24 protein-coding genes and 1 riboswitch are annotated in these 25,974 nt (G+C 66.4%); of the genes, 9 read left to right on the forward strand and 15 right to left on the reverse strand.

Annotated elements, in window-relative coordinates:
- Positions 1-2 precede the first annotated feature (2 nt).
- Positions 3-872, forward strand: a complete 870-nt coding sequence (locus tag ACFU4Z_RS00965; RefSeq protein WP_379058480.1) for an alpha/beta fold hydrolase — start codon at positions 3-5, stop codon at positions 870-872.
- Between the two features lie 245 nt (positions 873-1,117).
- Here the strand turns inward: ACFU4Z_RS00965 and ACFU4Z_RS00970 are convergent, their stop codons facing one another.
- From ACFU4Z_RS00970 to ACFU4Z_RS01000, 7 genes are all read right to left on the reverse strand, one after another.
- Complete coding sequence (locus ACFU4Z_RS00970) at positions 1,118-2,380, reverse strand: acyl-CoA dehydrogenase family protein (protein WP_379058483.1); 1,263 nt, start codon at positions 2,378-2,380, stop codon at positions 1,118-1,120.
- A 90-nt stretch (positions 2,381-2,470) separates the two neighbouring features.
- Entirely contained in the window at positions 2,471-3,340 is an 870-nt protein-coding gene (locus ACFU4Z_RS00975) for an SDR family oxidoreductase (RefSeq protein ID WP_379058485.1), read from the reverse strand.
- 132 nt (positions 3,341-3,472) lie between these two features.
- Positions 3,473-4,351, reverse strand: a complete 879-nt coding sequence (locus tag ACFU4Z_RS00980) for a MaoC/PaaZ C-terminal domain-containing protein (RefSeq protein WP_379058488.1) — start codon at positions 4,349-4,351, stop codon at positions 3,473-3,475.
- 31 nt (positions 4,352-4,382) lie between these two features.
- Positions 4,383-4,820: an SRPBCC family protein gene (locus ACFU4Z_RS00985; RefSeq protein ID WP_379058490.1), complete on the reverse strand. Its 438-nt coding sequence runs from the start codon at positions 4,818-4,820 to the stop codon at positions 4,383-4,385.
- Positions 4,821-4,888: 68 nt separating this feature from the next.
- A complete protein-coding gene (locus ACFU4Z_RS00990) occupies positions 4,889-6,094 on the reverse strand; it encodes a lipid-transfer protein (RefSeq protein WP_379058493.1) in 1,206 nt (401 codons plus the stop codon).
- Positions 6,095-6,588: 494 nt separating this feature from the next.
- Entirely contained in the window at positions 6,589-7,242 is a 654-nt protein-coding gene (locus ACFU4Z_RS00995; RefSeq protein ID WP_379058496.1) for a TetR/AcrR family transcriptional regulator, read from the reverse strand.
- 84 nt (positions 7,243-7,326) lie between these two features.
- Positions 7,327-7,887 carry a TIGR03086 family metal-binding protein gene (locus ACFU4Z_RS01000; protein ID WP_379058498.1) on the reverse strand — a complete coding sequence of 187 codons (561 nt, stop codon included), beginning with the start codon at positions 7,885-7,887 and terminating at the stop codon, positions 7,327-7,329.
- 171 nt (positions 7,888-8,058) lie between these two features.
- Between ACFU4Z_RS01000 and ACFU4Z_RS01005 the strand changes: the two genes are divergently transcribed.
- The 3 genes from ACFU4Z_RS01005 to ACFU4Z_RS01015 all read left to right on the forward strand — a co-directional run bounded on the left by ACFU4Z_RS01005 (position 8,059) and on the right by ACFU4Z_RS01015 (position 10,830).
- Positions 8,059-8,646, forward strand: a complete 588-nt coding sequence (locus ACFU4Z_RS01005; protein ID WP_379058500.1) for a TetR/AcrR family transcriptional regulator — start codon at positions 8,059-8,061, stop codon at positions 8,644-8,646.
- 99 nt (positions 8,647-8,745) lie between these two features.
- Positions 8,746-9,900: an epoxide hydrolase family protein gene (locus tag ACFU4Z_RS01010; RefSeq protein WP_379058502.1), complete on the forward strand. Its 1,155-nt coding sequence runs from the start codon at positions 8,746-8,748 to the stop codon at positions 9,898-9,900.
- Between the two features lie 138 nt (positions 9,901-10,038).
- Entirely contained in the window at positions 10,039-10,830 is a 792-nt protein-coding gene (locus tag ACFU4Z_RS01015) for a LysR family transcriptional regulator (protein ID WP_379058504.1), read from the forward strand.
- Positions 10,831-10,846: 16 nt separating this feature from the next.
- Here the strand turns inward: ACFU4Z_RS01015 and ACFU4Z_RS01020 are convergent, their stop codons facing one another.
- The 3 genes from ACFU4Z_RS01020 to ACFU4Z_RS01030 all read right to left on the reverse strand — a co-directional run bounded on the left by ACFU4Z_RS01020 (position 10,847) and on the right by ACFU4Z_RS01030 (position 15,342).
- Positions 10,847-12,778 (reverse strand): primary-amine oxidase, encoded by a 1,932-nt coding sequence (locus tag ACFU4Z_RS01020; protein WP_379059279.1) that lies wholly within the window; start codon positions 12,776-12,778, stop codon positions 10,847-10,849.
- A gap of 216 nt (positions 12,779-12,994) precedes the next feature.
- A complete protein-coding gene (locus ACFU4Z_RS01025) occupies positions 12,995-14,137 on the reverse strand; it encodes an MFS transporter (protein ID WP_379059281.1) in 1,143 nt (380 codons plus the stop codon).
- A gap of 203 nt (positions 14,138-14,340) precedes the next feature.
- Positions 14,341-15,342 (reverse strand): helix-turn-helix domain-containing protein, encoded by a 1,002-nt coding sequence (locus ACFU4Z_RS01030; RefSeq protein WP_379058507.1) that lies wholly within the window; start codon positions 15,340-15,342, stop codon positions 14,341-14,343.
- 123 nt (positions 15,343-15,465) lie between these two features.
- On the opposite strand from ACFU4Z_RS01030, the gene ACFU4Z_RS01035 reads away from it, so the two are divergent.
- Positions 15,466-16,359 carry an NAD(P)-dependent oxidoreductase gene (locus ACFU4Z_RS01035; RefSeq protein ID WP_379058510.1) on the forward strand — a complete coding sequence of 298 codons (894 nt, stop codon included), beginning with the start codon at positions 15,466-15,468 and terminating at the stop codon, positions 16,357-16,359.
- Between the two features lie 145 nt (positions 16,360-16,504).
- Here ACFU4Z_RS01035 and ACFU4Z_RS01040 read toward each other — a convergent pair whose 3' ends face one another.
- Positions 16,505-17,722 (reverse strand): NADP-dependent isocitrate dehydrogenase, encoded by a 1,218-nt coding sequence (locus ACFU4Z_RS01040; protein WP_379058513.1) that lies wholly within the window; start codon positions 17,720-17,722, stop codon positions 16,505-16,507.
- Between the two features lie 362 nt (positions 17,723-18,084).
- Complete coding sequence (locus tag ACFU4Z_RS01045) at positions 18,085-19,578, reverse strand: MFS transporter (protein WP_379058516.1); 1,494 nt, start codon at positions 19,576-19,578, stop codon at positions 18,085-18,087.
- Positions 19,579-19,712: 134 nt separating this feature from the next.
- Here ACFU4Z_RS01045 and ACFU4Z_RS01050 point away from each other — a divergent pair, with 134 nt between their 5' ends.
- From ACFU4Z_RS01050 to ACFU4Z_RS01060, 3 genes are all read left to right on the forward strand, one after another.
- The gene (locus ACFU4Z_RS01050) at positions 19,713-20,450 is read left to right on the forward strand and encodes a TetR family transcriptional regulator (RefSeq protein WP_379058518.1); all 738 of its coding nucleotides are present in this window, start codon (positions 19,713-19,715) and stop codon (positions 20,448-20,450) included.
- A gap of 53 nt (positions 20,451-20,503) precedes the next feature.
- Positions 20,504-20,614, forward strand: a riboswitch (SAM riboswitch).
- 86 nt (positions 20,615-20,700) lie between these two features.
- The gene (locus ACFU4Z_RS01055; protein WP_379058520.1) at positions 20,701-22,050 is read left to right on the forward strand and encodes a bifunctional o-acetylhomoserine/o-acetylserine sulfhydrylase; all 1,350 of its coding nucleotides are present in this window, start codon (positions 20,701-20,703) and stop codon (positions 22,048-22,050) included.
- Positions 22,051-22,124: 74 nt separating this feature from the next.
- The gene (locus ACFU4Z_RS01060; protein WP_379059283.1) at positions 22,125-23,210 is read left to right on the forward strand and encodes a homoserine O-acetyltransferase; all 1,086 of its coding nucleotides are present in this window, start codon (positions 22,125-22,127) and stop codon (positions 23,208-23,210) included.
- A 45-nt stretch (positions 23,211-23,255) separates the two neighbouring features.
- Here ACFU4Z_RS01060 and ACFU4Z_RS01065 read toward each other — a convergent pair whose 3' ends face one another.
- Entirely contained in the window at positions 23,256-23,909 is a 654-nt protein-coding gene (locus tag ACFU4Z_RS01065) for a TetR/AcrR family transcriptional regulator (RefSeq protein WP_379058522.1), read from the reverse strand.
- A 157-nt stretch (positions 23,910-24,066) separates the two neighbouring features.
- Here ACFU4Z_RS01065 and ACFU4Z_RS01070 point away from each other — a divergent pair, with 157 nt between their 5' ends.
- Complete coding sequence (locus tag ACFU4Z_RS01070; RefSeq protein ID WP_379058525.1) at positions 24,067-25,017, forward strand: oxygenase MpaB family protein; 951 nt, start codon at positions 24,067-24,069, stop codon at positions 25,015-25,017.
- 4 nt (positions 25,018-25,021) lie between these two features.
- On the opposite strand, the gene ACFU4Z_RS01075 is transcribed toward ACFU4Z_RS01070, so the two are convergent.
- Together ACFU4Z_RS01075 and ACFU4Z_RS01080 are read right to left on the reverse strand one after the other, a co-directional pair.
- Positions 25,022-25,354, reverse strand: coding sequence for a hypothetical protein (locus ACFU4Z_RS01075; RefSeq protein WP_379058529.1), 333 nt, complete (start codon positions 25,352-25,354; stop codon positions 25,022-25,024).
- A gap of 176 nt (positions 25,355-25,530) precedes the next feature.
- Positions 25,531-25,908 carry a winged helix-turn-helix transcriptional regulator gene (locus ACFU4Z_RS01080; protein ID WP_379058532.1) on the reverse strand — a complete coding sequence of 126 codons (378 nt, stop codon included), beginning with the start codon at positions 25,906-25,908 and terminating at the stop codon, positions 25,531-25,533.
- Positions 25,909-25,974 lie beyond the last annotated feature (66 nt).

Below are 25,974 nucleotides of genomic sequence, written 5' to 3' on the forward strand. Positions count from 1 at the left end.
CGATGACGTCTCACACCACCACGTCCACTGTCGCCAAGTCCGCGACCGATCCCCAGCCGATCAAGGCCCTGCACCTGGGTTCCGGCGATCCGGTACTGCTGTTGCACGGATTCCTGCTGTCGCCGCATTGCTGGGAACAGGTGGCGATCCGGTTGTCTTCGAACTGTGAGGTGTTCGCGCCCGCGTTCGCCGGGCACTGGGGTGGTGGGGGCGTGGACGGCTGGTCCGTCGACATCTACACCCTGGCCGACCGCATCGAGGATCAGCTCGACGAACTCGGCTGGCGCACGTGCCATATCGCGGGCAACTCACTCGGCGCCTGGGTCGGCTTCGAATTGGCGCGGCGCGGCCGCGCCCGCACGCTGACCGCGATCGCACCTGCAGGCGGCTGGAACTCACCGTCGCTCACCCAATTCCGGGCCGGGCTGAAGTTCCTGTCGCTGGTGCCGATCGTCGAAATCGGCAAGCGCCTCGGCGGATTCGCGGTACACAACATACTGGTACAACGATGCGCGCTGCTGGCATTGAGCAAGAACGCCTCGGCCGTACCCCGCCGCGATATCGCCGCCATGATCGCCGCGATACTGCACTGCGACGCCATGCTGCCCTTCATCTTCGGCAACCTGCGCGCCCCCGCACTGGAAGACCTCTCGACGCTCACCACCCCGGTGCGGCTGCTGATGGCCGAATACGACCGGGTGATACCCAACCGCGTCTACGCCCGCCGCTTCCTGAAGGAACTCCCCGACTCCGCCGACCGAATCCTGGTCAACGGCGTCGGCCACGTCCCGATGCTGGAGGCCCCCGATCGGATAGCAACCCTCATCGCCGAACACATCTACGCGAGCCGCACCCACCTGCGCGCGGTCTGAGTCGCGCCACCATCGAAACCGAACTCGATGCCACTGCGGTAAAGGCCGACGCCATCATGGAGAGGCTCGAGACCGTCGTGCACGTGCTGCGAAGGCAGCATCCGGGTCGGCAGCCGACGTGCGCCGGGTCGGCTTCGGCCAGCACGCGCGGATTCGGGGATCATCGTCCTTGTCCGACAGAGTCGAGGTGTTCCGGAACCACACCCGGGCGCGCGCACCGTTGTGACGCACCCGGGCCGACCTGCCTACTGGGCCAGCAGACCCTTCGCGATGTGGGTCACCTGGATCTCGTTGCTGCCCGCGTAGATCATCAGCGACTTCGCGTCGCGGGCGAGCTGTTCCACGCGGTATTCGGTCATATAACCGTTGCCGCCGAACAGCTGCACCGCCTCCATGGCCACCTCGGTGGCGGCCTCGGAGGCGTACAGCTTGATGGCCGAGGCCTCGGCGAGCGTGGGCGGCTTACCGGCCCGACCCCGCTCCAGCGTGTTGAACACCATGTTCTGCACATTCATTCGGGCGATCTCCATCTTGGCCAGCTTGAGCTGAACCAACTGGAAGCGGCCGATCTCCTGGCCCCAGAGCTTGCGGTTCTTGGCGTAGTCCAGGCAGAGCCGGTGGCATTCGTTGATGATGCCGAGCGCCATGAAGCCGACGCCGATGCGTTCGGCGGTGAAGCTGGAGCGCGCGCTGTCGCGGCCGTCGCCGCCCTTGTGCTCCTCGGTCTCCCCCAGCAGCCGGTCCCTGGACAGCCGGACGTTGTCGAAGAACAGTTCTCCGGTCGGCGAGGCGTGCAGCCCCATCTTCTTGAACGGCTTGCCCTGCGTGAGGCCCTCCATGCCCTTGTCCAGCACGAACGTGAGCACCTTGCGTTCACGCTTGTCGCCGCCGTCGCCTTCGTCGAGCTTCGCGTAGACGATCATCACGTCGGCGAAGGGACCGTTGGTGATGAAGGTCTTCTGCCCATTGAGGATGTAATCCTCACCGTCGCGCCGCACGTAGGTCTTCATGCCGCCGAAGGCGTCCGAACCCGAGTCCGGCTCGGTAATCGCCCAGGATGCGACCTTTTTCATGGTCACGAGGTCGGGCAGCCAGCGCTCTTTCTGGGCCAGCGTGCCCCGCGACATGATGGTCGTCGCGCCGAGGCCGATGCTGACGCCCATCGCGGTGACCATGCCCATGCAGACGCCGGAGAGTTCCCCGATGAGCACCGCCATCAGCGATTCTTGACCGCTGAACGGGCTTGCGCCGGACGGCTTTTCCTTCTTCTCCGGCAGCGGCTCGCCGGCCGCGATCGTCGCTTCCTTCTTCCGCTGCTTGACGAGCAGCTTCTCGACCGCCTCACCGCCCATGGCATCGATCCCGAAGTCGCTGAACAACTTCCGGATGATCGGGTAGGGCGACATGTCACCGCTGTCGAGCGCGTCGAGGTTCGGGCGGACCTCCTTGTCGATGAAGGTACGCACCGCCTCGCGGATCATCTCGTCGGTCTCGGACCATTCGAACATCGTCGTTCTCCTAACTTGTTCAGCCGGACGGCGTCCGTCCTCAGTCCGCACGGCCGCAGCGAAGGCGCAGGTACGCTCCTTCGATCGCGATCAAGGCAGCCGGGCGGCAATGTCGTCGATGAGCCACGGCCCTTCGGTCTCGATCGTCTTCACGTCGTGCCAGCCTGCCAGCTCGGAGATGGCTCCGCCCTGCACCGCGAAAACCTTGCCGGTGACCGGGCACTTGTCCGAAGCGAGGTAGGCGACCAGCGGCGAGATATTGGCCGGGCTGAAGGCATCGAATTCGCCCTCCTCGACCTCGGCGCCGAGGATCGCGCCCATGCCGGGGGTGGCCAGCGTGAGCCGGGTGCGGGCGATCGGCGCGATCGCGTTGACGCGCACGCCGTAGCGTTCCAGCTCGTCGGCGGCGACCAGGGTCAGTGCCGCGATCCCCGCCTTGGCGGCCCCGTAGTTGGCCTGACCGGCGTTGGGCACGGTGACGCCCGAGGCCGACGCGGTGTTGACGACCGCGGCGTTGGGCTGGTTGCCCGCCTTGGACTGCGCCTTCCAGTACGCGGCGGCGTGGTGCAGCATCGCGGCATGGCCTTTGAGGTGCACCGCGAGGACAGCGTCCCACTGCGATTCCTCCAGGCCCGCGATGAAGCTGTCGCGCAGAATGCCCGCGTTGTTGATGACGATGTCGAGCCCGCCCAGCTCCGAAACGGCCTGCTCGATGAGGTTGCGCGCGCCGTCCCACGTCGCGATATCGTCGGTGTTGGCGACCGCCTTGCCGCCTGCGGCCACGATTTCGTTCGCGACTTCCTGCGCCGGCCCGACATCGGCGCCTTCACCGGCATTGCTGCCGCCGAGGTCGTTGACCACGACCGCCGCGCCCTCACGAGCGAACAGCAGGGCGTGCTCGCGCCCGATGCCGCGACCCGCGCCGGTGATGACGGCGACCCGTCCTTCCAATGCACCCATGGGGTGCCTCCTGTCCTCGTCCCCCGCCATTCGGTTCTGCTTGTCCCCGGGTGCTCCCGGCCAACCGCCTGATATATCGGCGACCCGTGCCGTCCGGCACACAGTCCGAAACGACAGGGCGGCCGTCGGCGGTCAGTCCTCGATCTCCGCCAGACCGTCGCTGAGCACGACATCATCGCCACGCACGGTCTCGAAGGCATAGGTGGTGACGCCGTTCGCGGAGCCGACCCGCCAGATCCGGGTCTCCAGATCGTCGCCGGGGAAGACCATCTTGGCGAAGCGCACGGCAAATCGCTTCAGCCGGTGCACATCCGAGCCCGCGACCTCGGTGAGCACCGCCCACGAGGCGAAAGCCATGGTGCACAGGCCGTGCGCGATGATGCCGGGCAATCCGGCATCCTTGGCGACCTGCTCGTCCAGATGCAGCGGCACCGGATCACCGGAAGCCGGTGCGTAGCGGTAGGTCTGGTCGAGATCCACGTGCTGCGGCACCACCGCCGCCGGATCCCGCGCCCGCAAGCTCTCGTCGAACTTGTGCGCGGGCGCCGGCGCGCCGATCGTCTTGCCCGCGTCGATATTGCGGAAGAAGGCGGTCAGATACTGCTTATTGACCAACTCGCCTTCCTCCGTTCGGCATTCGATGAGGATGGTGATGGCGGTGCCGTTCGAGCGGCTGGTGTACCCGGTCGCCTTGGCCCGCGAGACCAGCTTGTCTCCCGGCAGGATCGCGCGATGGAAGTGGAAATCCTGCTCCCCGTGCACGACTCGGCCGAAGATGTCCATCGGCGCCACATCGATCACCGGCATCATCATGGCTTCGAAGACCGGCACGATGCCGAAGACCGGCGCGGCCGCCTTGCCCGTGAGATGGGCCTCGATCGGGTCATTGGTCGCGGCGGCGTATTCCGCGATCCGCTCCGGCGTGACCTCGAATCGCTCGTCCTCACACCAGGTTTCGAGCCCACTGTCGTCGAAATCGACCAGCCGGGCCGCGGCGGCCTCCGCTGTCATCACACGCTCCTTCGCTCGACGCGATCCGGCATCAGACCGAGGCCAGCGCGTCGAGCTGCTCGAGGGACTTGTCCAGCTGCTTCAGACCGTCCTTCTCGACGGCCTTGCCGAGCGCACCCTTGATCAGCGCGCCTTCGAAGTCGCCGGAGACCAGGATGGTGCTGCCGCCGTCGCCCTTGGGCTGGATATCGAAGGTGAATTCGGTCTTCACACCGGCCATGCCGGTGCCGCCGAGGGTGAGCTTGCTCGGCTGCTGCACCGAGACGACGGTCCATTCCAGCTTGTTCGCCATGCCGAGCATGACGATCTTCGCGACCAGCTTCGCCCCTTCGGTCAGGGTGGCGGGCGGCTCCTCCATGAAGCGCTCGTGGATGGTGAACCACTTGTCCCAGCTGTTCGGGTCGGAGACGACCGCCCAGAGGGCATCGGGGGTGGCGTTGACGTCCTTGGTGGCTTCGATGTGGCCCATGAGTTGCTCCTCGTCGAGTGGTGAATAGCCTTGGTGTGACCTGGCTTTCGCCGCGGCCAGGGATCAGGTCAGCGGTCGGCCCGCTGGTAGGCGGTGACGACCGCCGCGCCGCCGAGGCCGATGTTGTGCTGGAGGGCGGCGGTGACGTTGCCGACCTGGCGCTTGTCCGCGGTGCCGCGCAGCTGCCAGGTGAGTTCGGAGCACTGCGCCAATCCCGTGGCGCCCAAGGGGTGTCCCTTGGAGATCAGGCCACCCGAGGGGTTCACGACCCATTTGCCGCCGTAGGTGGTCTGGTTGTCGTCGATGAGCTTTCCGGCCTCGCCCTCGCCGCAGAGCCCGAGGGCTTCGTAGAGCAGCAGTTCGTTGGCGGAGAAGCAGTCGTGCAGCTCGATGACCTGGAAGTCTTCCGCACCGAGGCCCGCCTGCTCGTAAACCTTGCGTGCGGCTCGGACATTCATGTCGTAACCGATCAGGTTCTTGGCGGTGCCGTCGAAGGTCGAGGCGAAATCGGTGGTCATGGTCTGGCCGACGATCTCCACCGCCTGCGCGGCGAGGTCGTGGGTGTTCACGAAGTCCTCGCTCGCCAGGATCACCGCGCCGGAGCCGTCGGAGGTCGGTGAACACTGCAGCTTGGTGAGCGGGTCGTAGATCATTCGCGAGCCGAGGATGTCATCGAGTGAATACGCGTCCTGGAATTGCGAATACGGGTTGTTCACCGAGTGCTTGTGGTTCTTGTAGCCGATCTTCGCGAAATGCTCGGCAGTGGTGCCGTATTGCTTCATGTGCTCACGGCCTGCGGCGCCGAACATCCACGGCGCCACCGGGAAAAGCACCTCGGAGATCTCGGCGAGCGCCATGATGTGCTTGGCCATCGGCTGCTCGCGGTCGTCCCAGGTGGAGCCGAGCGAGCCCGGTTGCATCTTCTCGAAGCCGAGCGCCAGTGTGCACTCCGCGAGACCGCCCCGAATCGCCTGTGCCGCAAGGTAGAGCGCGGTCGAGCCGGTCGAACAGTTGTTGTTGACATTGACGACGGGGATGCCGGTCATGCCCAGTTCATAGACCGCGCGCTGCCCCGAAGTCGATTCGCCGTAGACGTAGCCGACATAGGCCTGCTCCACGAGGTCGTAGGCGATTGCGGCATCGGCGAGCGCCTTGGTCCCCGACTCCCGCGCCATATCCGGGTAGTCCCAATCGCTGCCGTCTTCGTTCTTGCGCCGGCCAGGCTTCTCGAACTTCGTCATGCCGACGCCGACGACGTAGACCTTGTTCGCCATCGAACTCCTCACGTAGTACCTGTGCCCCGAGCGCACACGGCCGCGGCCGCCAACGGCAGCCGACAGAAACCGATCCGACCGGACCGAACAGAAACAAACATACAGAGCTGTATGTAAGGCCGCAAGGTCAATGGCCCCTATCGCCCGGTATTGGTCACAATTGAGCAGTTCAGACCGATTAGTCCAGACATACAGCTGATCGCGTATGTTGCGCCATCGCGCTGCACCGTCGCGCCGCCCGGCATCCCTGCCGATGTTCGACGATCACGGCGATCCATCGGGCGAGACGCCGACCCGCCATACCACCGGAATCGAGTTCGAGAGACCGGACATGATCGCCCCGACGGCGCCCGGCCCGGAAGGCGGGATCCGGTGCATCAGTTCGCCGGCGCCGCCCATCCGCCAGGACGGCGCACACCTACCGCCCCCGCAGCACTGCAGCAGACAGGTGCCGCAGACGCGGCGATCGGTCGGAAAAACCCAGTGGCCGTGGCCTATTCGGATATTTCGACGGGACGGCGTGCGGCAAGTGCGGCCGTCGCGATCTCACGGAGGTGCACCGAGGCCCGCCGCCAACGCCGATGCGCCCGTTCGGTATCCGGATCGATGAAGTCGGACACCAGGATTCCGCGCAGCGCGTCCATCGCGGTATAGACGAAGTCCCGAGCTTCCTTGCGCCGCATCTCATCCGGCACGAATCGGGCGACGGCCATCAGCACCGCGTTGTTCACGAACGGCTCGACCTTCTCCATCGCCGAGGCGAGCACCCGGTCGGTGCGGCCCGCCACCCAGAGCTCCGCGGTCGCGATGAACAGCGGCCCCTGGTGCAGTTCCCACAGCGAATCCAAGGCCGCGCCGACCGGATCGTCGACGCTCTCGATCTTGGACATCTCCCGCATCGCGGTCTCGGCGCGCAATTGCGCCAGATGACTGATGGCGGCCACGACCAGATCGGTCTTCGACCCGAAATGATGAACCTGGGCCCCGCGGGTGACTCCGGCACGCTCGGCGACCCGGGGTGTCGTCGTCCCGGCGTATCCGTACTCGACCAGGCAGTCGATGGTGGCGTCGAGCAGCCGCGTACGCATCTCGCTGCTACGCTGCTCCTGCGTGCGGCGCTGCTGCTTGGGCGCTGCGGACCTGGTCATTTCGGCGATTCTACACTTACATACAGTTCTGTATGTTCACGTATGGCCGGGCCCGCCCGCCATCCACCACGGTGAGGCAGCCGCCTACCAGGTCCGGCCGAGGTAGGCGAACAGCTCCCGATGAGCGGGGGCATCGCCCGATGTCGGCCGCTCGGGCCCGAACATGCCGGGTGTGCGGAAGTTGCCGATACCCATGTCGCGCATGATCGCGAGCATCTCGCCACATAATTGCTGGTCGAGCAGCCGCTCCTGGTCGGTGGCGACAGCGAGGTCGATGCCGTGCACGAGTACTTCGGTCAGGTGGATCACCGCGGCCATAGGACCGGGCACGAGACCGAATCCGAGGCGCACGGTCTGTTCGAGCGCGTCGGGGCGATGCCACGCCGCGCTGTCGCCTGCGGCCGCGGCGATATACGCCCCGTGCGGATCCGCGCCGAGCCAGTCGCCGTGGTGGTCGCGGCCGGGGTCCAGGCCCTCCAGTTGCGCGGCGAAGATATTCATGCCGCCCACCAGGTGGTTGAGCAGGTCATGGACGTCCCACTCGACGCACGGGGTCGGCGCGGTCATGCGGTCGGCGGGGATTGCCTCGACGACGACGGCGGTCATGTCGATGGCGCGGTCGATGCGGTTGATCATGGCGTTCATGTGATGCTCCAGAAGATGGTGACAGCCAAGAGGATTGGTTCGCGGGATCACGCCCAGGAGGTGCCGGGTCTGTGCACCCCAGCTCCTAAACGCAGTTGAAACCGGCGTTAATCGAAGAGTAGCGCCCGGGATCACTTAAACGCAAGTGCTAACTGCGTTAAAGTGGTCGGTATGGAGGAACGCACCCGCCGCCCCGGCGGTCGCAGCGCCCGCGTCCGCGCGGCGGTACACCAGGCGGTCACCGAACTCGTCGCCGAACGCGGATACGGGAACTTCACCGTTGCCGAGGTCGCGGCCCGCGCGAGTGTGGCCGATACGAGCATCTACCGCCGCTGGGGCAACCTCGAGGCGCTGGCCATGGAGGTCGCGGTCGATCGACTCAGCACCGAGTCCGCGATCCCCGACACCGGAACCCTCGACGGCGACCTGCGCACCTACGCGGCGAATGCGGCCCGAGATGTGAGCGGCCCCAACGGACTTGCGTTGCTGCGCACGATCCTCGCGCTCATCGATACCGGCGCGGCAGGCGAGGAAACCCGTGACCGGTTCCTCACCGACCGCGTCGACCAGATCCAGCGCATGCTCGACCGTGCCACTGCCCGCGGCGAAGCCGCACCCGAGGTACTCGAGGTCGTCGACATAATCCTGGCACCGATGTACACCCGCGCCTTGTTCGGCACCGGCCCCCTCCGCGACGAGTACGTCGACACCCTCGTCGACCGCCTGCTCAGCATCGGAGCCCCGCTGACCCCGGGGTGACGCACCGGCTCCGAAGCCTCGGTGCGCGACAAGTCGATAAGCCAAACTGATCGGGAACTCGGTGTTGTTCCCGACAGAACATTCTCGCAGGCTAAGGCAGTGTCAGAGATCAGACCGTTCCGTATCGATATCCCCCAGGCCGACCTGGATGATCTGGCGCAGCACCTGGCGAACACCCGGTCGGAGACGCCCTTCGACGAGCTCGTCGGTAATGCCGACTTCGAGCTGCCGGTCCAGCTCAGCTGGGAATACCGGGGGCCACGGTCATACGTACAACCGCTCCTCGAATACTGGCGCGATCGGTTCGACTGGCGCGCACAAGAACAGCGGCTCAACAGTTTCCCCCAGTTCACCACCGAGATCGACGGACAGAACATTCACTTCGTGCACGTCCGCTCCCCGGAACCGGACGCGACACCACTGCTTCTCGTCCATGGCTGGCCCAGTTCCTTCACCGAATTTCTCGGCCTGATCGACGAGTTGACCGATCCACGCACCCACGGCGGCGACCCCGCCGATGCTTTCCATGTCGTCATCCCGTCCTACCCCGGCTTCGCGTTCTCCAAGCCGACGGATCGAGCCGGCTGGCATCCGGTGCGGATCGCCGCCGTGTTCAACGGTCTGATGGCCAGACTCGGCTACGACCGGTTCGGCGTGCACGGCAACGACGGCGGCGCCATTGTCGCACCGGAAATGGGCAGGCTCGCCCCGGACAGGGTGATCGGCGTGCACGTCGACCAGATTTTCTCCTTCGCCAAAGGGGAACCGGACGAGCTGAACGGGCTCAGTGAATTCGAACTGAAGCTGATGGGTTTCGGGCAGCAATTCCTGAAACACGCTATCCACGACTCCGCATGGCGGGCACACCGGCAGGCCATCGGCCGGGCACGCGCGGATTCGCCCGCCGCCCTGATCGCGTGGAGCGGGCAGCCCACCTGGAGCGGGCAGGTACTCACCGATTCGATGACGCCGGACGAGCTGCTGACCAATATTTCGATCTACTGGTTCACCAGCACCTCGGCGCCTTCGGCCCGGTTCTCCTTCGAAAACAGCCACGCGGACGCGCCGACGACCGTACCGATCGGATTGGCCTCCTTCGGCTACGACTTCACGCCACCACGCAAATTCGCCGAACGCGACCACACCAACATCGTGCAGTGGAACAAGTACGACATCGGCGGCCATTGGGCGGCCCACGAGGTGCCCGACTTGCTGCTCGATGACATTCGCGGCTTCTTCGCGAAGGTGCACTGACACCGCCCGGCCACTGCTCGCCGTCATGACCTTCGAGGGGTCGGTCCTGGCAGCGACGCATCAAGTGCTCGGAATGATCTCCCACTCCCGGCGTTGCACGAGTGCGCGAACCGGGCGACAACGGAAGGCGGCAATGCCGTGGAACTGCGGGACATAGAGATTCTCCTGACGCTGGCCCAGGAGTTGCACTTCGGACGCACCGCGCAGCGGTTGCAGTTGTCCCAGGCGCGGATCAGTCAGTCGATCAAGGGCCAGGAACGACGTCTCGGCGCGCTTCTCGTCGATCGCACCAACCCGCGCAGTATCCGGCTGACACCGCTGGGCACGCAACTGTGCGCCGACCTGCTTCCGGCGTATCGCGATGTGCGACAGGCTCTGGACCGGGCCCGGTCGGCCGCGGGCACTGCCTCCACGATGCTGCGCATCGGCATGGTCGGCGGGAATGCCCATGATTACCGCTCGATCTGGCAGACCTTCCGCACCAGACACCCCGAATTCGTCCTGCAGATCCGGTCCATTTCGGGCACCGACTCGTTCGGCCCGCTACGCCGTGGCGAGACCGACGTCGTCATCGCCCGGCTGCCGGTCGAGGAGCCCGATCTCACGGTGGGGCCGACGCTGTTCACCGAGCCGCCGGTCGCGGTGATGTCCGACAACCACGAACCGGCCGGGGTCAAAGGCCGCTGCACTCAACGGATCTCGACGGTGTCGAATGGTGACAACGTGTCCACGTCCGTGCTGGGCTCCGGCGACGGCGTCCGTATCGGCCCCGCCCATCTGCCCCGGCACTGGCCCGGCGTCAGCCATCTCCCCAGCACCGGCGCACATCTGCTCCGCTGGGCGCTGGTCTGGCACAGCGAGTCCGAAACCGATCAGATCCGCGCGCTGGCGCGCATCGTCGGTGAATCCGGCAGGCTCGACCACCACTGACTCGACCGAAGCGCTGTCATGGGCTCTGATGGCAGGCTTTCGGCGGAGTCGGTGCGACGTCCAGCGCGGGATTGCGGTCGAAGAATCCGACAGGTTTGAGCCAGAAACTCACCGTGTCCACCGGCATGATCGGCCAGTCCTCCGGGCGGGTGATGTGGTGGATGCCGAAGACGTACCAGAGCACCACGTCGGTGTTCACGATGGACCGGTTCGCCGCCGTCCATTCGGGCAGCCCGTGATCGACCTTGCTCTGTGTGACGAATTCGCCTGCGGGCCAGCGCTCGTCGGGGGAATTCGGGGTGACCCACAGGGTGTGCTCGATTGCCTTGCAGCGTGCGAGGATCGGCGATCGCGGATCGAACATGGCCGGAATCGCGGCTCCCGGCACCAGCTTGTAGGCGGGTGCGGCGCCGAGTCCGTTGGTGGTGTTGTCGTTGGCCACTTTCCAGGCGCGCTGGGTCGACCAGTCGAAGTCCTGCTTTCCTTCGTCTTCGGTGCGCAATGGAGTGTTGTTCTGCCGCAACGACAGTCCGTAGGGGTTGTCCGGTCCCATCGGGACGATCTCGGTCTCGCTGCGGTACACCGTGTTCTCGGTGCCGTCGATGTCGAGATCCAGGCGGGCGACCAGGAAATGCTGATGGAACGGCGCGTAGGTGCGCTGGTCGACCACGGTGCCGTGCGGGTGCGCACCGCCTGCTGGGAAGTGACTGACAACCATGATTCCGGTGGCACGGACCTCGCATTCGATATTGCCGTCCTGATAGAAACGCCAGTAGACGAGGTACTCGTAGTTCGCGACGGTGACGTGGCAAGACACTGTCAGCCTGCGCATACGGCGCACCTCGGCGCCCGCGTGATGGTCGACGTGTTTCCAGAGGACCGCGTTGTCCTCTTCGTGGAGGCAGATGGCGTTGGTGATCGTGACGGGTTCCCCGCTGCTGTTGTGCACTACCGCATCGAGATAGCGGATCTCGCCGAGACAGTCGCAGCCCAATTCGAGCGAGGTGGTCATGAATCCGATGCCCCACTCACCGATGTCGAAGGCCGTTCGGCGGTAGTGGTCGGTGCAGTGATCACGGTAGGGAACCATCATCTCGGCGAAGGAGAGCCGGTTCGCGATCGATCGGATGCGGCCGCCGTCGTTGTACTTCACCGCGTGCAGTGTCATGCCCTCGCGATAGTTGAAACCGACGCGCAGCGACCAGTTCTGCCACTCGACCTTGTTTCCCGCCACCGAGAAGGAAGGCCCGTCCGGCTGCGTTATCTCCAAGGGGCGCAACGGTTCCCGGGTGCTCGCGGCGCGGATCCGCTCCGGGACGTGGCGGGGGACGTACTCGCCCATGATCTCCGGCGTCTCGACCGTGCCGGTGTCCTCGATCTCGAGTAGCTCCATGGTGTTCATATCGATGATGCAGTGGAATCCGTTGACCGGCCCGGCATAGGGGTTCGCGCCCTCGGCGGCCCTGACCCAGGTATCGGACCAGCCGAGCCTGCGACCTCGATACTGCGGCGGCAGCACCGCGTCACCGTAGGTCCAGGTGTCCATGAACACCAGGCTCATGTCGGTGATCCCCCGCGCGGCCAAGGCCGCGATCACCTCCGGATGCCCACGCAGCGCCTCGTCGGCCTCCTCCCATTCGTCGAGGGTGAAGTTCGCCTGCACGCCGGGCAGGTGTGTCCAGGACAGCACGGAGTCGGTGGTCAGCGAGACGAGCGCCTTGTAGGTCTTGTTCTCGGCCCGCTGGAAACACACCACGTGCGCGTTGCGGTCGGGCACCGCCGCGTCGGCATCGAATGCTGCGATCTCGGGCTTCGACGGCTCGGCGAGTTCGATCGAGGCGTACCGCCAGCCGGGGCCGACACCGTGCGCACGGGTCAGCACGGCGGCAACTCGACGGAACTCGTCGGACGACAGCGGATCGAGCGGATGGAACGTATCGGCCACGATTACTCCCTACCGGTCGAAGGTCGTCGGTGTGCGGGCTCGCTGCAACTTCGCTACACCGACCCTACGACGCCGGGCAACCCTTCCGGCACTGTTCGGACCGCGCTTCGACAGGCATCAGCCGTGACCGGCAGCAACACACCAGCAGACCATGAGCGGTAGCGCCTTCCCCACCGCATTGCCGCACCCCGCCGCAGGGCTCGCCCGGACGACGGAGCGTCAGGAGTGCACAGTGCGCCGCGAGATCCAGACCGTGACGGTGAACAGTACGACGCCGAGTACCGCGAGGCCCGCACCGACGGTCGCGGGAGCGGTGTAACCGAGGCCCGCGGCGATAACGAGGCCGCCGAGCCAGGCGCCCGCGGCATTGGCGATGTTGAGGGCGGCGTGGTTGAGGGCGGCGGCGAGGGTTTGGGCGTCGGCGGCGACGTCCATCAGCCGGGTCTGGAGGGCAGGGGCGAGTGCCGCGCCCGAGGCGCCGATGAGGAAGGCGCCGATGGCGGCGGTGTACGGGTTGTGCGCGGCGGCGACGAATCCCGCGAGGATGCCGACCATCGCACCGAGGGCGGCGAGGATCGCGAAATCGACGCCACGGTCGGCCAGCACGCCGCCGATGACGTTGCCCGCCACCATGCCGAGGCCGAAGAGCATGAGAACCAGCGGGACCAGACCCGCTCGCATACCGGCGACGTCGGTGAGCGTGGTGGTGATGTAGGTGTAGACGGCGAACATGCCGCCGAAGCCGACCGCGCCGACGAGCAGAGTCAGCAGAACTTGCGGGCGACGCAGCGCACCGAGTTCGGTCATCGGGTTGGTGGTTCTGATGCCGGTGAGCTCCGGCACGTACCGCAGGAGGGCGGCCACGGTCGCCAGTCCGATCACCGTGACCACGATGAACGCGTCCCGCCAGCCGAGATGCTGGCCCAGCCAGGTAGCTCCGGGAACGCCGACAACATTGGCGGCGCTCAAACCCAGCATAACCGCAGCAACAGCCTTGGCCCGTTGCCCCACCGGGGCGAGGGTCGCGGCGGCCAGCGAGGCAACGCCGAAATAGGCGCCATGCGGCAGCCCGGCCAGGAAACGCGCGACAACGAGGGTTTCGAACGTCGGCGCGAGGACGGTCAAGGCATTTCCGATGGTGAACGCCACCATCAGCACAACGAGCAGACGCTTGCGCGGCACCCGGGCGCACAGGGCCGCGATCAGTGGAGCGCCAACGACCACGCCGAGCGCATACGCCGATACCGCGTGCCCTGCCGTTGGCTCCGACACACTCACGGCATTCGCGATGTCGGGCAGCAAACCCATGGTGACGAACTCGGTCGTCCCGATCCCGAAGCCGCCGAGCGCCAGCGCCAGCATCGCCGGGATGTGCCAATCCGTCCGTTCGGCCTCGACTGGTGCGGTGGGCGGCGGGGCTACGGGACTGGTCACGTATTCATGTAACCGCCCACCCGCCCCTCCCGCTTCCCGGGAGAACGTGAGTTCGCCCACCTCAGCGTCGAGACATCGCGCAGGTCATCCCGCGCGCACCCCATTCGGGCAGCCACCGGGCAATCCGGCGCTCAGCCGGAATGCAGTGGTTCGCGGCGTTCGAAGGTGCGTCGGTACTCGGCGGGTGACACACCGATGACGCTCGCGAAATGACGGCGCAGGTTGGCCGCCGTGCCGAGGCCGGACATGCCGCTGATCCGATCGATGCCGAAATCACTGGATTCCAAGAGGGATTGGGCGTGTGACAGCCGCTGGCCGAGCAGCCACTGCATCGGTGTCGCGCCGGTCGCCTGCTGCACATGCCGGAAGAAGGTGCGCGGACTCATGTTCGCCCTCGCCGCGAGCGTGTCCACGGTGAGCGGTTGGTCGAGATTGGCGATGGCCCACTGCAGCACCGGTCCGATGCCGTCGTCGGCCCGCGGCGGAATGGAGAGCTCGACGAATTGCGCCTGACCGCCGGAACGGTGCGGCGGGATCACCATCCGCCGCGCCAACCGGTTGGCGATCACCGCGCCGAAGTCGCGGCGGACCAGGTGCAGACACAGATCGAGGGCGGCCGCCATGCCCGCGCTGGTGAGCACGTCGCCGTCATCGACGTAGAGCACCGACTCGTTGACCTCGATGCCGGGATAGCGCCTGGACAGGACCTCGGCGTGCTCCCAGTGCACGGTGGCGCGCCGACCGTCCAGGATGCCCGCGGCGGCTAGGGCGAAGATCCCGTCGCACAGCGCGACCATGCGTGCACCGCGACGGTGCGCCGCGGCGAGCGCGCCGACGAGTTCGGGCGGTATTTCGCGTTCGGCGGTCACGAAGTCGTGTGCCACCGAGGGCACGATCACGGTGTCGGCGGCCAGTAGGTCGGCGAGACCGTGTTCGGCCCGCAGGTAGGTGCCGAAACCGATCGGCTGGGTGTGCTGCTCCGGCGTCACCGCGCAGACCTTCAGCTCGTACCAGGAGTCGGAGAGATCCGGCTGCGGGGTGCCGAAGATCGAGGCCACCACTCCCAGCTCGTAGAGATCCCACGGATGCAGCGCGCCGGGAGCGACGGCCAACGCGACAGTTCGACCGGTCATGGGTCGATACTATGGCAGTAATCGTTCGCTTGTCGTCAGCTCTGCCACTGATGTTTTTTCGTCGGAGCGCGAAGACTGAGTTCGGGCGCCCACCAACCGAACTCAGGAATCGACGGAGGAATCGTGAACGACAATCGGACATCGGTCACCGTGTTGGGCCTCGGCCGCATCGGCGCGACGATCGCGGAGATCTTCTTGCGCAACGGACACCCGACGACCGTGTGGAACCGGTCATCGGGCAAGGCCGCACATCTGGACGAACTCGGAGCCGTGCGCGCCGCCACGCCCGCGGCGGCCGTGGCCGCCGGTGCGCTGATCGTGGTCACGGCGGCCGACACTCCCGCGGGCGCTGCGATTCTCGCGTCCGCTTCCGAGGCGCTGCGCGGGCGCACCGTCCTCAATCTCGCGACCGGCCGCCCGGACGAGGCGCGCGAGCTGGCGTCCTGGATCGCCGAGCGTGACGGGCACTACCTGGACGGCGGGATCCTCGGCGTGCCACAGACACTCGGCACGCCGGACACCATGGTCATGTACAGCGGCTCGCCCGAAGCGCAGGCCGCGCACGGCGACACCATCGCCGAGCTCGGCACCGCGAAATACCTCGGCGCGGACGCCGGCCTCGCCGCACTGCACGACATGGCGGTATTGGCCGGGATGTACGGGCTGTTCGGCGGTTTCTTCCAGGCGGCGGCGATGGTCGGCAGCGCGGGCTTGCCCACGGGCGAGTTCACCGAAGCGTTCTTGATGCCGTGGCTGCGCTCGATCATCGACGTGCTGCCGACCCTGGCCGAGGAGATCGACTCGCGGCAGTTCGAGGTCAATTTCTCCGACCTGGCAGGCAATCGGGCCGGTCTGCGCAATATCCGCACCGCCAGCCGCGATCAGGGCGTCGCGACAGACCTGCTCGACCCCTTGCAGCGCATGTTCGACGAGCAGGCGGAACTGGGCAACGGCGCCGACAGCTTCACCCGTGTCGTCAGTGGTCTACTCGGCGCCGCAGTCTCCGAGCGGAGTTGACGGCTCGACCAGCAAACAGTTCGGGCACCCGTACCACTTGCCGATCCGAGCGACCTGCATGCAGTCGCCCGCGGCGTGGTGCGGGTGCCCGTGTGTTCGCGCCCGGCGCCGGAATGTTCCAGCGCCGGGAGTGGTGAGAGTCCGGTCAGCGCAGGGCGCGGGCCAGATTGGCGTCGAGCGCGCCGAGGAATTCCTCGGTGGTCAGGTAGCCCTGGTCGCCGCCGACGAGCGCGGCCAGGTCCTTGGTCATCTGCCCGCCTTCGACGGTCTTGATGACGACGTCCTCGAGGGTCTGCGCGAAGCCGATCACCTCGGGGGTGTTGTCCAGCTTGCCGCGGTGCTCGAGACCACGGGTCCAGGCGAAGATCGACGCGATCGGGTTGGTCGAGGTCGGCTTGCCCTGCTGGTGCTGGCGGTAGTGCCGGGTGACCGTGCCGTGTGCGGCCTCGGCCTCACAGGTGCGCCCGTCCGGGGTCAGCAACACCGACGTCATCAGGCCGAGCGAGCCGAAGCCCTGCGCGACCGTGTCGGACTGCACGTCGCCGTCGTAGTTCTTGCAGGCCCAGACGTAGCCGCCCTCCCACTTCATGGAGGAGGCCACCATGTCGTCGATCAACCGGTGCTCGTAGGTAAGCCCCGCCGCGTCGAACTGGGTCTTGAACTCGGCGTCGAAGACCTCCTGGAAGGTGTCCTTGAACATGCCGTCGTAGGCCTTCAGGATGGTGTTCTTAGTGGACATGTACACCGGGTAGTTCTGGGCGAGTCCGTAGTTGAGCGACGCGCGCGCGAAATCCTCGATGGACTTCTTGAAGTTGTACATGCCCATGACGACGCCGCCGTCCTCGGGCATTTTCACGACCTCGTGCACGATCGGCTCGCTGCCGTCGTCCGGGGTGAAGGTGAGGGTGACGGTACCGCCCTCGAACACCTTGAAGTCGGTGGCGCGGTACTGGTCGCCGAAGGCGTGACGGCCGATGATGATCGGCTTGGTCCAACCGGGCACCAGACGCGGGACGTTCGAAATAATGATCGGGGCGCGGAAGATCGTGCCGCCGAGGATGTTGCGGATGGTGCCGTTGGGCGACCGCCACATCTTCTTCAGGCCGAATTCCTCGACGCGCGCCTCATCCGGGGTGATGGTGGCGCACTTCACGCCGACGCCGTGCTTCTTGATGGCGTTGGCGGCGTCGACGGTGACCTGGTCGTCCGTCTTGTCGCGGCACTCGATGCCGAGGTCGTAGTACTCGAGGTTCACGTCGAGATACGGATGGATCAGCTTGTCCTTGATGAACTGCCAAATGATCCGAGTCATCTCGTCGCCGTCGAGTTCTACGACGGTGCCTTCAACCTTGATCTTGGACATGGATCTTCGTGTCCTCCTAGGATGGTGCCCTCATTGCACGGCCAGGCGAACACGCTTGTGAGCGGACCCCAGCTGTTCCAAAGACAACGTATATGCCCCGCGTTGTCCGCGGAACGTGTGGTGCAAACAAGACAAGCGTACTGCTGGTGAGGATCTCACCGCGCGGGCAGCCCCCCGAGTGAGCGCCCCCGAAACGGTTACCGGCGAGTAGGCCGGGAGTGGCACCGATCACTCGCGGGCCGACGACCGACGCGGCGTTGCGCCCGTCACCATGGCGTGGCCTGCGGAAGGCAAAAGAAAGTCCGCGTATCGCCGCCGAGCGGAGGCGATACGCGGACTTCCGATGCCGTGAGAGGAAGATCTCAGACCCCGACGTGGACCCGAGCGCCGTCCTCGGAGCCCTCGATCAGGGTTTCCGGCTTGTCCCTGATCATGAGCGCGATCACCGGGATCGCGGCGAGGAAGAAACCGGCGCCGACGTAGAACGCGACGTCGTAGCTGTGGATCGAGGCACGGGCGACCAGGTTGTCGAGCGTCGGATTGCCGTCGGCGAACGACTTGGCCGTCTGCACCGAGATCGTGGTCAGCAGGGCGGTGCCGACCGCGCCGCCGACCTGCTGCGCGGCGTTCAGCAAGGCACTCGCCACACCCGAGTCCTCTTCCTCGACCTGATGCAGCGCGACGGTCTGCATGCCGACGAACAGCGGGCCCATGCCGAGCGCGATCAGCACCTGCGCGGGCAGCACGCTCGCCGCGTAGCTGTCGCCATAACTCAACTGCGCCAGCCACAGCAGACCGAGGACACCGAGCACGGAGCCCGCCACCATCAGCGGCCGCGGGCCGAGCTTCGGCAGCAGCGCACTGGTGACACCGGCGGAGATCGCGATGCCCGCGGGGAACGGCAGGAACGCGAAGCCGGCCTTCAGCGACGAGTAGCCGAGCGTGATCTGGAAGTAGTAGCTCAGGAACAGGAACATCGCGAACATCGCGATCGGGATGAGCAGCGCGGCGAGGAAAGCGCCGCCGCGGTTGATCTCACCCGGAATATGCAGCGGCAGCAGCGGATTCGAGGAACGACGCTCGATCGCGACGAATGCGACCAGCAGCGCGACACCCGCGACGAGCAGCCCGAGGGTGCTGCCGGCCAGCCAGCCGTCGTCGGCGGCGCGACTGAAGCCGTACACGATCGCGATCAGGCCGAGCGTCACGGTGACGGCGCCGGGCACGTCGTAACCGCCGGTCCGCGGGGCCGGTATGTCCTTCACCACAAAGGCCAGTGCGCCGACCAGAGCGAGGATGGCGATCGGGGTGTTCACCAGCAGGCACCAGCGCCACGAGGCGTACTCGGTGAGCGCGCCGCCCGCGATCAGCCCGAGCGCGGCCCCGCCCGCGGAGATTCCGGCGAAGACACCGAACGCGGTCGCGCGCTCTTTGGCCTCGGTGAAAGTCACCGAGAGCAGCGAAAGTGCCGCCGGCGCAAGCAAAGCCGCGAACGCGCCCTGCAGCGCGCGGCCGGCGAAGAGCTCCGCGCCGTTCTGCGCGAGACCCGCGAGCGCGGAGGCCGCAGCGAATCCCACGAGACCGACGAGGAAGATCCGACGCCTGCCGAGGTAGTCGGCGAGCCGGCCGCCGAGCAACAGCAGACCGCCGAAGATCAGCGTGTAGGCGGTGAGCATCCATTGCCTGTTGCCATCACTGATGTCGAGATCACGTTGTGCGAACGGCAGCGAGATGGTCACGATGGTGGCATCCAGCACCACCATGAGCTGGGCCAATGCGATCACCCCCAGGGCCCACCAGCGCGCCGAACTGCCTTGTTTTTCCGGAACGTCTACCGCTGTCGCAGTCTCGGTCACCTTGATCTCCTTGGAACTCGAAGTCGTGCTGCCATCCTGTCATTGTCGGACATTTGTCGTCAAGGGAAAAATGTCGCAATCAGACATTTGACTGCTAACGACACGAAAAGTCCCGGTTGCGATACAGTGGAAGGATGCTCGAGTCATCAACGTCGACCGGCGCGAGTGCCGCAGCGGACGCCCCTGTCGGCGCCGAGCCGAACCAGGACCACACCGCGAATCCGGTGCCTGCCGGCCTGCGTGAGCGCAAGAAGCAGCAGACCCGGTTGCGCATCATCGAGGTCGGACTCGACCTCTGCGACGCACATGGTTTCGATGCCACCACCGTCGAGCAGATCGCCAATGCCGCCGACGTCTCGCCCCGCACGATCAACCGGTATTTCGACAGCAAAGAGGACATCATCCTCGGGCCGATCAAGGACTTCGGCCGCACCGTCGCCGAGACCCTGCGCGGGCTCCCGGTCACCGGCAACGAGCTGCGCGCGCTGCGTGAGGCTTTCCTGCGGACCATCGACCAGGCGATAGATGGAAATGACAGGCTGCTGTCGTTCCGGCAGTTCCAGCAAATGCAGCGGATCCTGCGCAGCAGTCCGTCGGTCAGTGCGCGCAGCCTCGAGCACGCCGACAACAAGACCGCCGCTATCGCCGAAGTGCTCGCCGAACGACTCCACACCGAGCCCGATGCGTTGCAGGTGCGGCTGATCGTCGGAACCTGGCAGCTGATCGGGCAGCTCGGGATGGAATGTTCGGTCGACATCTTCGACGAAGGCGACCCGGCGGCGGCGGCCTTGGCCGGCCGCACCGCGTTCCTCTCCACCTTCGACGAGTTCGTGCGCATCTGCTGCGTCCCGCTGGCCACCGAAACCCGGTGAGTTTTCGACGACGATTTCGATCGTCGACCGACCGCCAGCTATGATGCCGGTCAGGTCATGAGTGCCAGCGCGAAGCCCCGGCTTGCTGGACGGCAACCCTCCAGCAGCGGTGGGGTGCTCCGGGTGATGACCGGGCTCTCGAAAGTCGAGAGCAAGCGCGCACTTCAGGAGGTACCCCCAATGTGTTGTTGTCCGTCGCCCACATCCCATTAGCAAGTAGTTCTGGCGAACAACCCCTTTGGAGCAAGACATGAGTGACCCCATCGCGTCCGCGGCCGATATCGATCCGATCGCATCCGATCCGACGCAGTGGTCCTTCGAGACCAAGCAGGTCCACGCGGGGCAGGCCCCGGACGAGACCACCGGCGCCCGCGCCCTCCCGATCTACCAGACCACCTCCTACGCCTTCCGTGACACCGATCACGCGGCCGCGTTGTTCGGCCTCGCCGAGCCGGGCAACATCTACACCAGGATCATGAACCCGACCCAGGACGTGGTCGAGCAGCGCATCGCCGCCCTGGAGGGTGGCGTCGCCGCGCTGTTGCTGGCCTCGGGACAGGCCGCGGAGACCTACGCGATCCTCAACCTGGCCTCGGCGGGCGATCACATCGTGTCCAGTCCGCACCTCTACGGCGGCACCTACAACCTCTTCCATTACTCGCTGCCCAAGCTCGGCATCGAGGTCTCCTTCGTGGAGGACCCCGACGACCTGGAGCAGTGGCGTGCGGCCATCCGGCCGAACACCAAGGCGTTCTACGGCGAGACCATCGCCAACCCGAGCAGCGCCATCTTCGACATCCCGGGGATCTCCGCGATCGCGCACGCCAACGGACTGCCGCTGATCGTGGACAACACGGTCGCCACCCCGTACCTGATCCAGCCGCTCGCGCACGGCGCCGACATCGTCGTGCACTCGGCGACCAAGTACCTGGGCGGCCATGGCACTGCGGTCGCGGGCGTGATCGTCGACGGCGGCACGTTCGACTGGACCGTGGTCGACGAGCAGGGCGAGCCGCGGTTCCCCGGTTTCACCACACCGGACCCGAGCTACCACGGTGCGGTGTTCGCCGACCTCGGCGCACCCGCGTACGCGCTGAAGGCGCGCGTGCAGCTGCTGCGCGACCTGGGTGCCGCGGTGTCGCCGTTCAACGCCTTCCTGATCAGCCAGGGCGTCGAGACGCTGAGCCTGCGCCTGGAGCGTCACGTCGCCAATGCTCAGGCGGTGGCCGAGTTCCTGACCGGCCTGCCCGCCGTCGAAACGGTGTACTACGCGGGCCTGCCGTCCTCGCCGTGGCACGAGCGCGCTAAGCAGCTCGCGCCGAAGGGGCCGGGCGCGATTGTCGCGTTCGAGCTCAGCGGTGGTGTCGATGCGGGCAAGAAGTTCGTGGACGCATTAGCCCTGCACAGCCATGTCGCTAACATCGGTGATGTGCGTTCTCTCGTAATCCATCCCGCGTCGACCACGCACTCGCAGCTGACACCCGAGGAGCAGTTGGCCTCCGGCGTCACGCCGGGGCTGGTTCGGCTGGCGGTGGGCATCGAGGGAATCGACGACATCCTCGCCGATCTGCGAGCCGGTTTCGCGGCGGCGGCGACGTGACCGTGGGCGCCGAACCGAGTGTCGTGCGACCCGCCTCGGCGGTGGCCCTGCCACCGCCGGACGGGCGGCTCGGCATGGTCGCCATCGGGGACGTGCGGCTGGAGAACGGCGCTGTGGTCCAGGACGTACACCTCGCCGTGCAGCGCTGGGGTGAGCTCTCCCCCACGCTGGACAACGTGGTGCTGGTCGAGCACGCGCTGACCGGCGACTCACATGTGATCGGACGCCCGGACGACATCCATCCGCTACCGGGATGGTGGGACGGCATGGTCGGTCCCGGCGCGCCGATCGACACCGACGAGTGGTGTGTCATCGCGACGAACGTGCTCGGCGGCTGCATGGGAAGCACCGGGCCCACCTCGCTGGCTCCGGACGGAAAGCCTTGGGGCGCACGGTTTCCGGAGATTTCGATCCGCGATCAGGTGAGCGCGGAAGTGGCACTGATGGATCTGCTCGGCATCGAAACGCTGGCCGCGGTCGTCGGCGGGTCGATGGGCGGCATGCGGGTGCTGGAGTGGATGGTCGGCGCCCCGAATCGGGTCGGCGCCGCACTGGTGCTCGCCGTCGGCGCGCGCGCCACCGCCGACCAGATCGGCACGCAGACAACGCAGATCGCCGCGATCAAGGCCGACCCCGACTGGCAGGGCGGCGATTATCACGACACCGATCGCGTCCCGACGACCGGCATGGGCATCGCACGGCGCATCGCGCACCTGACCTATCGGACCGAGTCCGAGCTGGATCACCGCTTCGAGAACAACGCGCAGGGCGATGAGGATCCGTGGCGCGGCGGCCGCTATGCGGTGCAGAGCTATCTGGACCATCAGGCCGACAAGCTCTGTAGCCGTTTCGATCCGGCCACCTACGTCTTGCTCACCGAGGCGATGAACCGGCACGACATCGGACGTGGGCGCGGTGGGGTCGCGGCCGCGCTCGCCGCGACGCCGGTGCCGTGCGTGGTCGGCGGCGTCGATTCCGATCGGCTCTATCCGCTGCGCACCCAACAGGAACTGGCCGATGGGCTGCCCGGCTGCGATGGTCTGGAGATCGTGCATTCGCGCGACGGCCACGACGGGTTCCTCACCGAGGCGGCCGCGGTGTCGAAGCTGCTGACCGAGACGATGCGGCTGGCCCGAGTGCACCGCAGGCCGGTCGACTGACACCCGCCAACCGTCGGTGACGTACGAAATACTTTGCCCCCGAGCCTATTCGGCGACAGGTGCGCCGGCGAGCAGACCGACGATGGAACGCACGTAGGCCTGCAGCCGCTCTCGGGGATAGGCGTCGGGCTCGCTGACCGCCAACCGGCCGAGCATTTCGGCGATGGTCAGCAGCGAGTTGGTGAGCAGTGCGGAATCCACACCCGCCCACCGTGGTTCGAGCGCGGTGCCCATGCGGACCAGCGCCTCGGCCTGATCGAAGATGCCCGCACGCGAATTCTGCAGTGCGTCACGGTATTCGCCGGGAGCGTTGCCCGGCGCGGTGAGAATCAACCGCCAGCGTGTCGGATTCTCCAGCGCCACACCGACGAACGCCTCGACCGTCGCCGAGGCCGCGACAACCGGATCGGCGCCCATCAGATCGGTCGGCAAGGTCGCGGCGACCTGTTCGAGGCCGCGCTCGTTTTCCCGCTCCAGTAGCGCCGTCACCAGCTCGGCGCGGGTCTTGAACACGGTGTAGAGCACCGGTTTTCCGACACCGGCCGCGTGCGCGACCGCCTCCATGCTCAGCTCGTGCAGTTCCATCCGGCCCAATACGGCGAAGGCCGCGTCGAGCAGCTGGGCGCGACGCTGCTCCGGAGGCAGGCGCGGTGCGTATCGCCTGCGCGGACGGTCGGCCGCAGTGTGCGATCGAGTCACTGCCGTTTCACCTCCACCGGTCCATAGTGTCACCCGCCGGCACCGGAAATAGAATCCGCAATAAATGCTACGGGACCGTTGTATTGACTGAGGCCAATTGCTACGGTTGCGTTGTATTCGCCGCCACGGAGCGGACGAGCACGCAAAGGAGCAGCTGATGGCTTTCGATCCGACCACACTTCGCCGCGATGACTACGGGTTCTTCGGCCCCGGCTCGCCGAGCTGGAAGATCTGGACCGCACCGACCGCCGTGATCGGCTTCCAGCGCGCGGTGGTCCTCGAACACTTCGACCCGTTCCTGACCGCGGCCGTCGCCGACTCCCGCGGCATCTACACCGACCCGCGCCAGCGCCTCGACCACACCTTCTCGTACTTCCTCATCGCCGCCGTCGCCGACGGCCGCACGGCCATCCAGGCCGCCGAGCACCTGATGCAGGTGCACGCCCCGATGAGCGGCATCGAACCGATCAGCGGGACCCGCTACAGCGCCAACAGCCCGGAGACTCAGCTGTGGATCCACATCACCGGCTGGCACTCGGTACTCAAGGCCTACGAAATGTTCGGACCCGGCCCGCTGTCTCCCGAGGAGGAGACCCGCTACTGGCACGAATGCGCGATCGCGGCGGAACTGCAGACCTGCAAGCGGGAAGACGTGCCCCGCTCCCGCGAGGAGGTGCGCGCGTACTTCGCCAGGGTCCGCCCGCGGCTGTGCACCTCCGAACGCGCCGAGGCGGGCATGCACCATCTGCTGTGGACCTCACCGCGCAACGGTGCGGGCATCAGCTATTTCGCGGGCAGCAGGCTGCTGTCGCTGGCTTCGGTCGCCACGCTGCCGAAGTGGATGCGCCAGCTCGGTAGGTTCGATCGACCGGGCATCGTGGATCTGCTGGTCCGGCCCGCCGCCAGGATCATTGTGTGGGGCGCGTCCGCGTTCAATTCCTACGGCCTCATCGTCTCCGCGCCGTTCATCGCTCCGATGGCTGGTCAGATCCTGGAACAGCACCTGAAGGGAGAACCGCCCACCGAGCTCGCGACGATCACACCGGCGCAGGCGCGCAGCCGCTACGGCGCGCGCAGCGGACGCGCGGTCGTGGCCGAAGCAGGCTAGGGCACTACCCCTCGGGCGCGCGGTCATTCTCCAGCGCGCTCCACGGTCCTGTCGCCCATTCCGCGCCATTGCGAAACGGCTTGCTGATCCACGCAGGCGGCCCGGGGCAGCCGGTCAACCGGCCCGCGCCCATCCTGCTGCGAGTGGCGACCAGGTAGTAGCCCTTCGAATCCTGTTTCAGGGCAGGTAGATATGCGCAGACCAGCCCCGCCGCCATATCCAGATCGCCCGCCATGGCGGTCCCGACGAGCGGCGCGCCCTCGCTGCCGTTGTCGTCGAAGGCCACCACGGTCCACAGCGAATGCGCCCCGCCGCTCCCGCCATCGGTATCACTCATGCCGTTTCCCCTGCACTGGAGTCGCTGCATCGGACCGGACCGTCTGATTCCCCGACGGCCTCGGACTCGCCCGGAATCCGAGCTATAGCTCATGAAAACCATTGCGAGCCGAAGGATTCAGTTTACTACCGGAGACACCAGGCGTGGCTCAGGTCGCGACATCCGCAGCGGCGGCCTCAGCCTGCCGCGAGACGCCTGGCCTCCTCGACCCTGTTGATATTGGTCTCGATCCACTCGCGGAGCGCCGCGATCGGAGTGCGCAGGCTGTGGCCGAGCTCCGTGAGGTCGTAGTCGACACGCGGCGGAATGGTGGGATGCACTGTGCGCGTGACGAATCCGTCCGTTTCGAGCTGACGCAGAGTCTGCGTGAGCATCTTCTGCGAGACGCCATCGATGCGGCGGTGCAGGTCGGTGTAGCGCATCGTCCCGTCGGCGAGGGCATCCACGATCAACACCGTCCACTTACCCGCGACCTGGTCGAGTAGCTGCCGGGTAGGGCACTTCGCCGAATAGACATCGGCAGGCAGCCCACTGGCCTCATGGATCGTACGCACGTTTTCGAGTGTAACGCACTTTCAAGTGCCGTCTTCCCATTAGAGAGTAACTCTCCGATAGTAAGA

The organism is Nocardia sp. NPDC057440 (assembly GCF_042802915.1).
Classification (GTDB): Bacteria; Actinomycetota; Actinomycetes; order Mycobacteriales; family Mycobacteriaceae; genus Nocardia.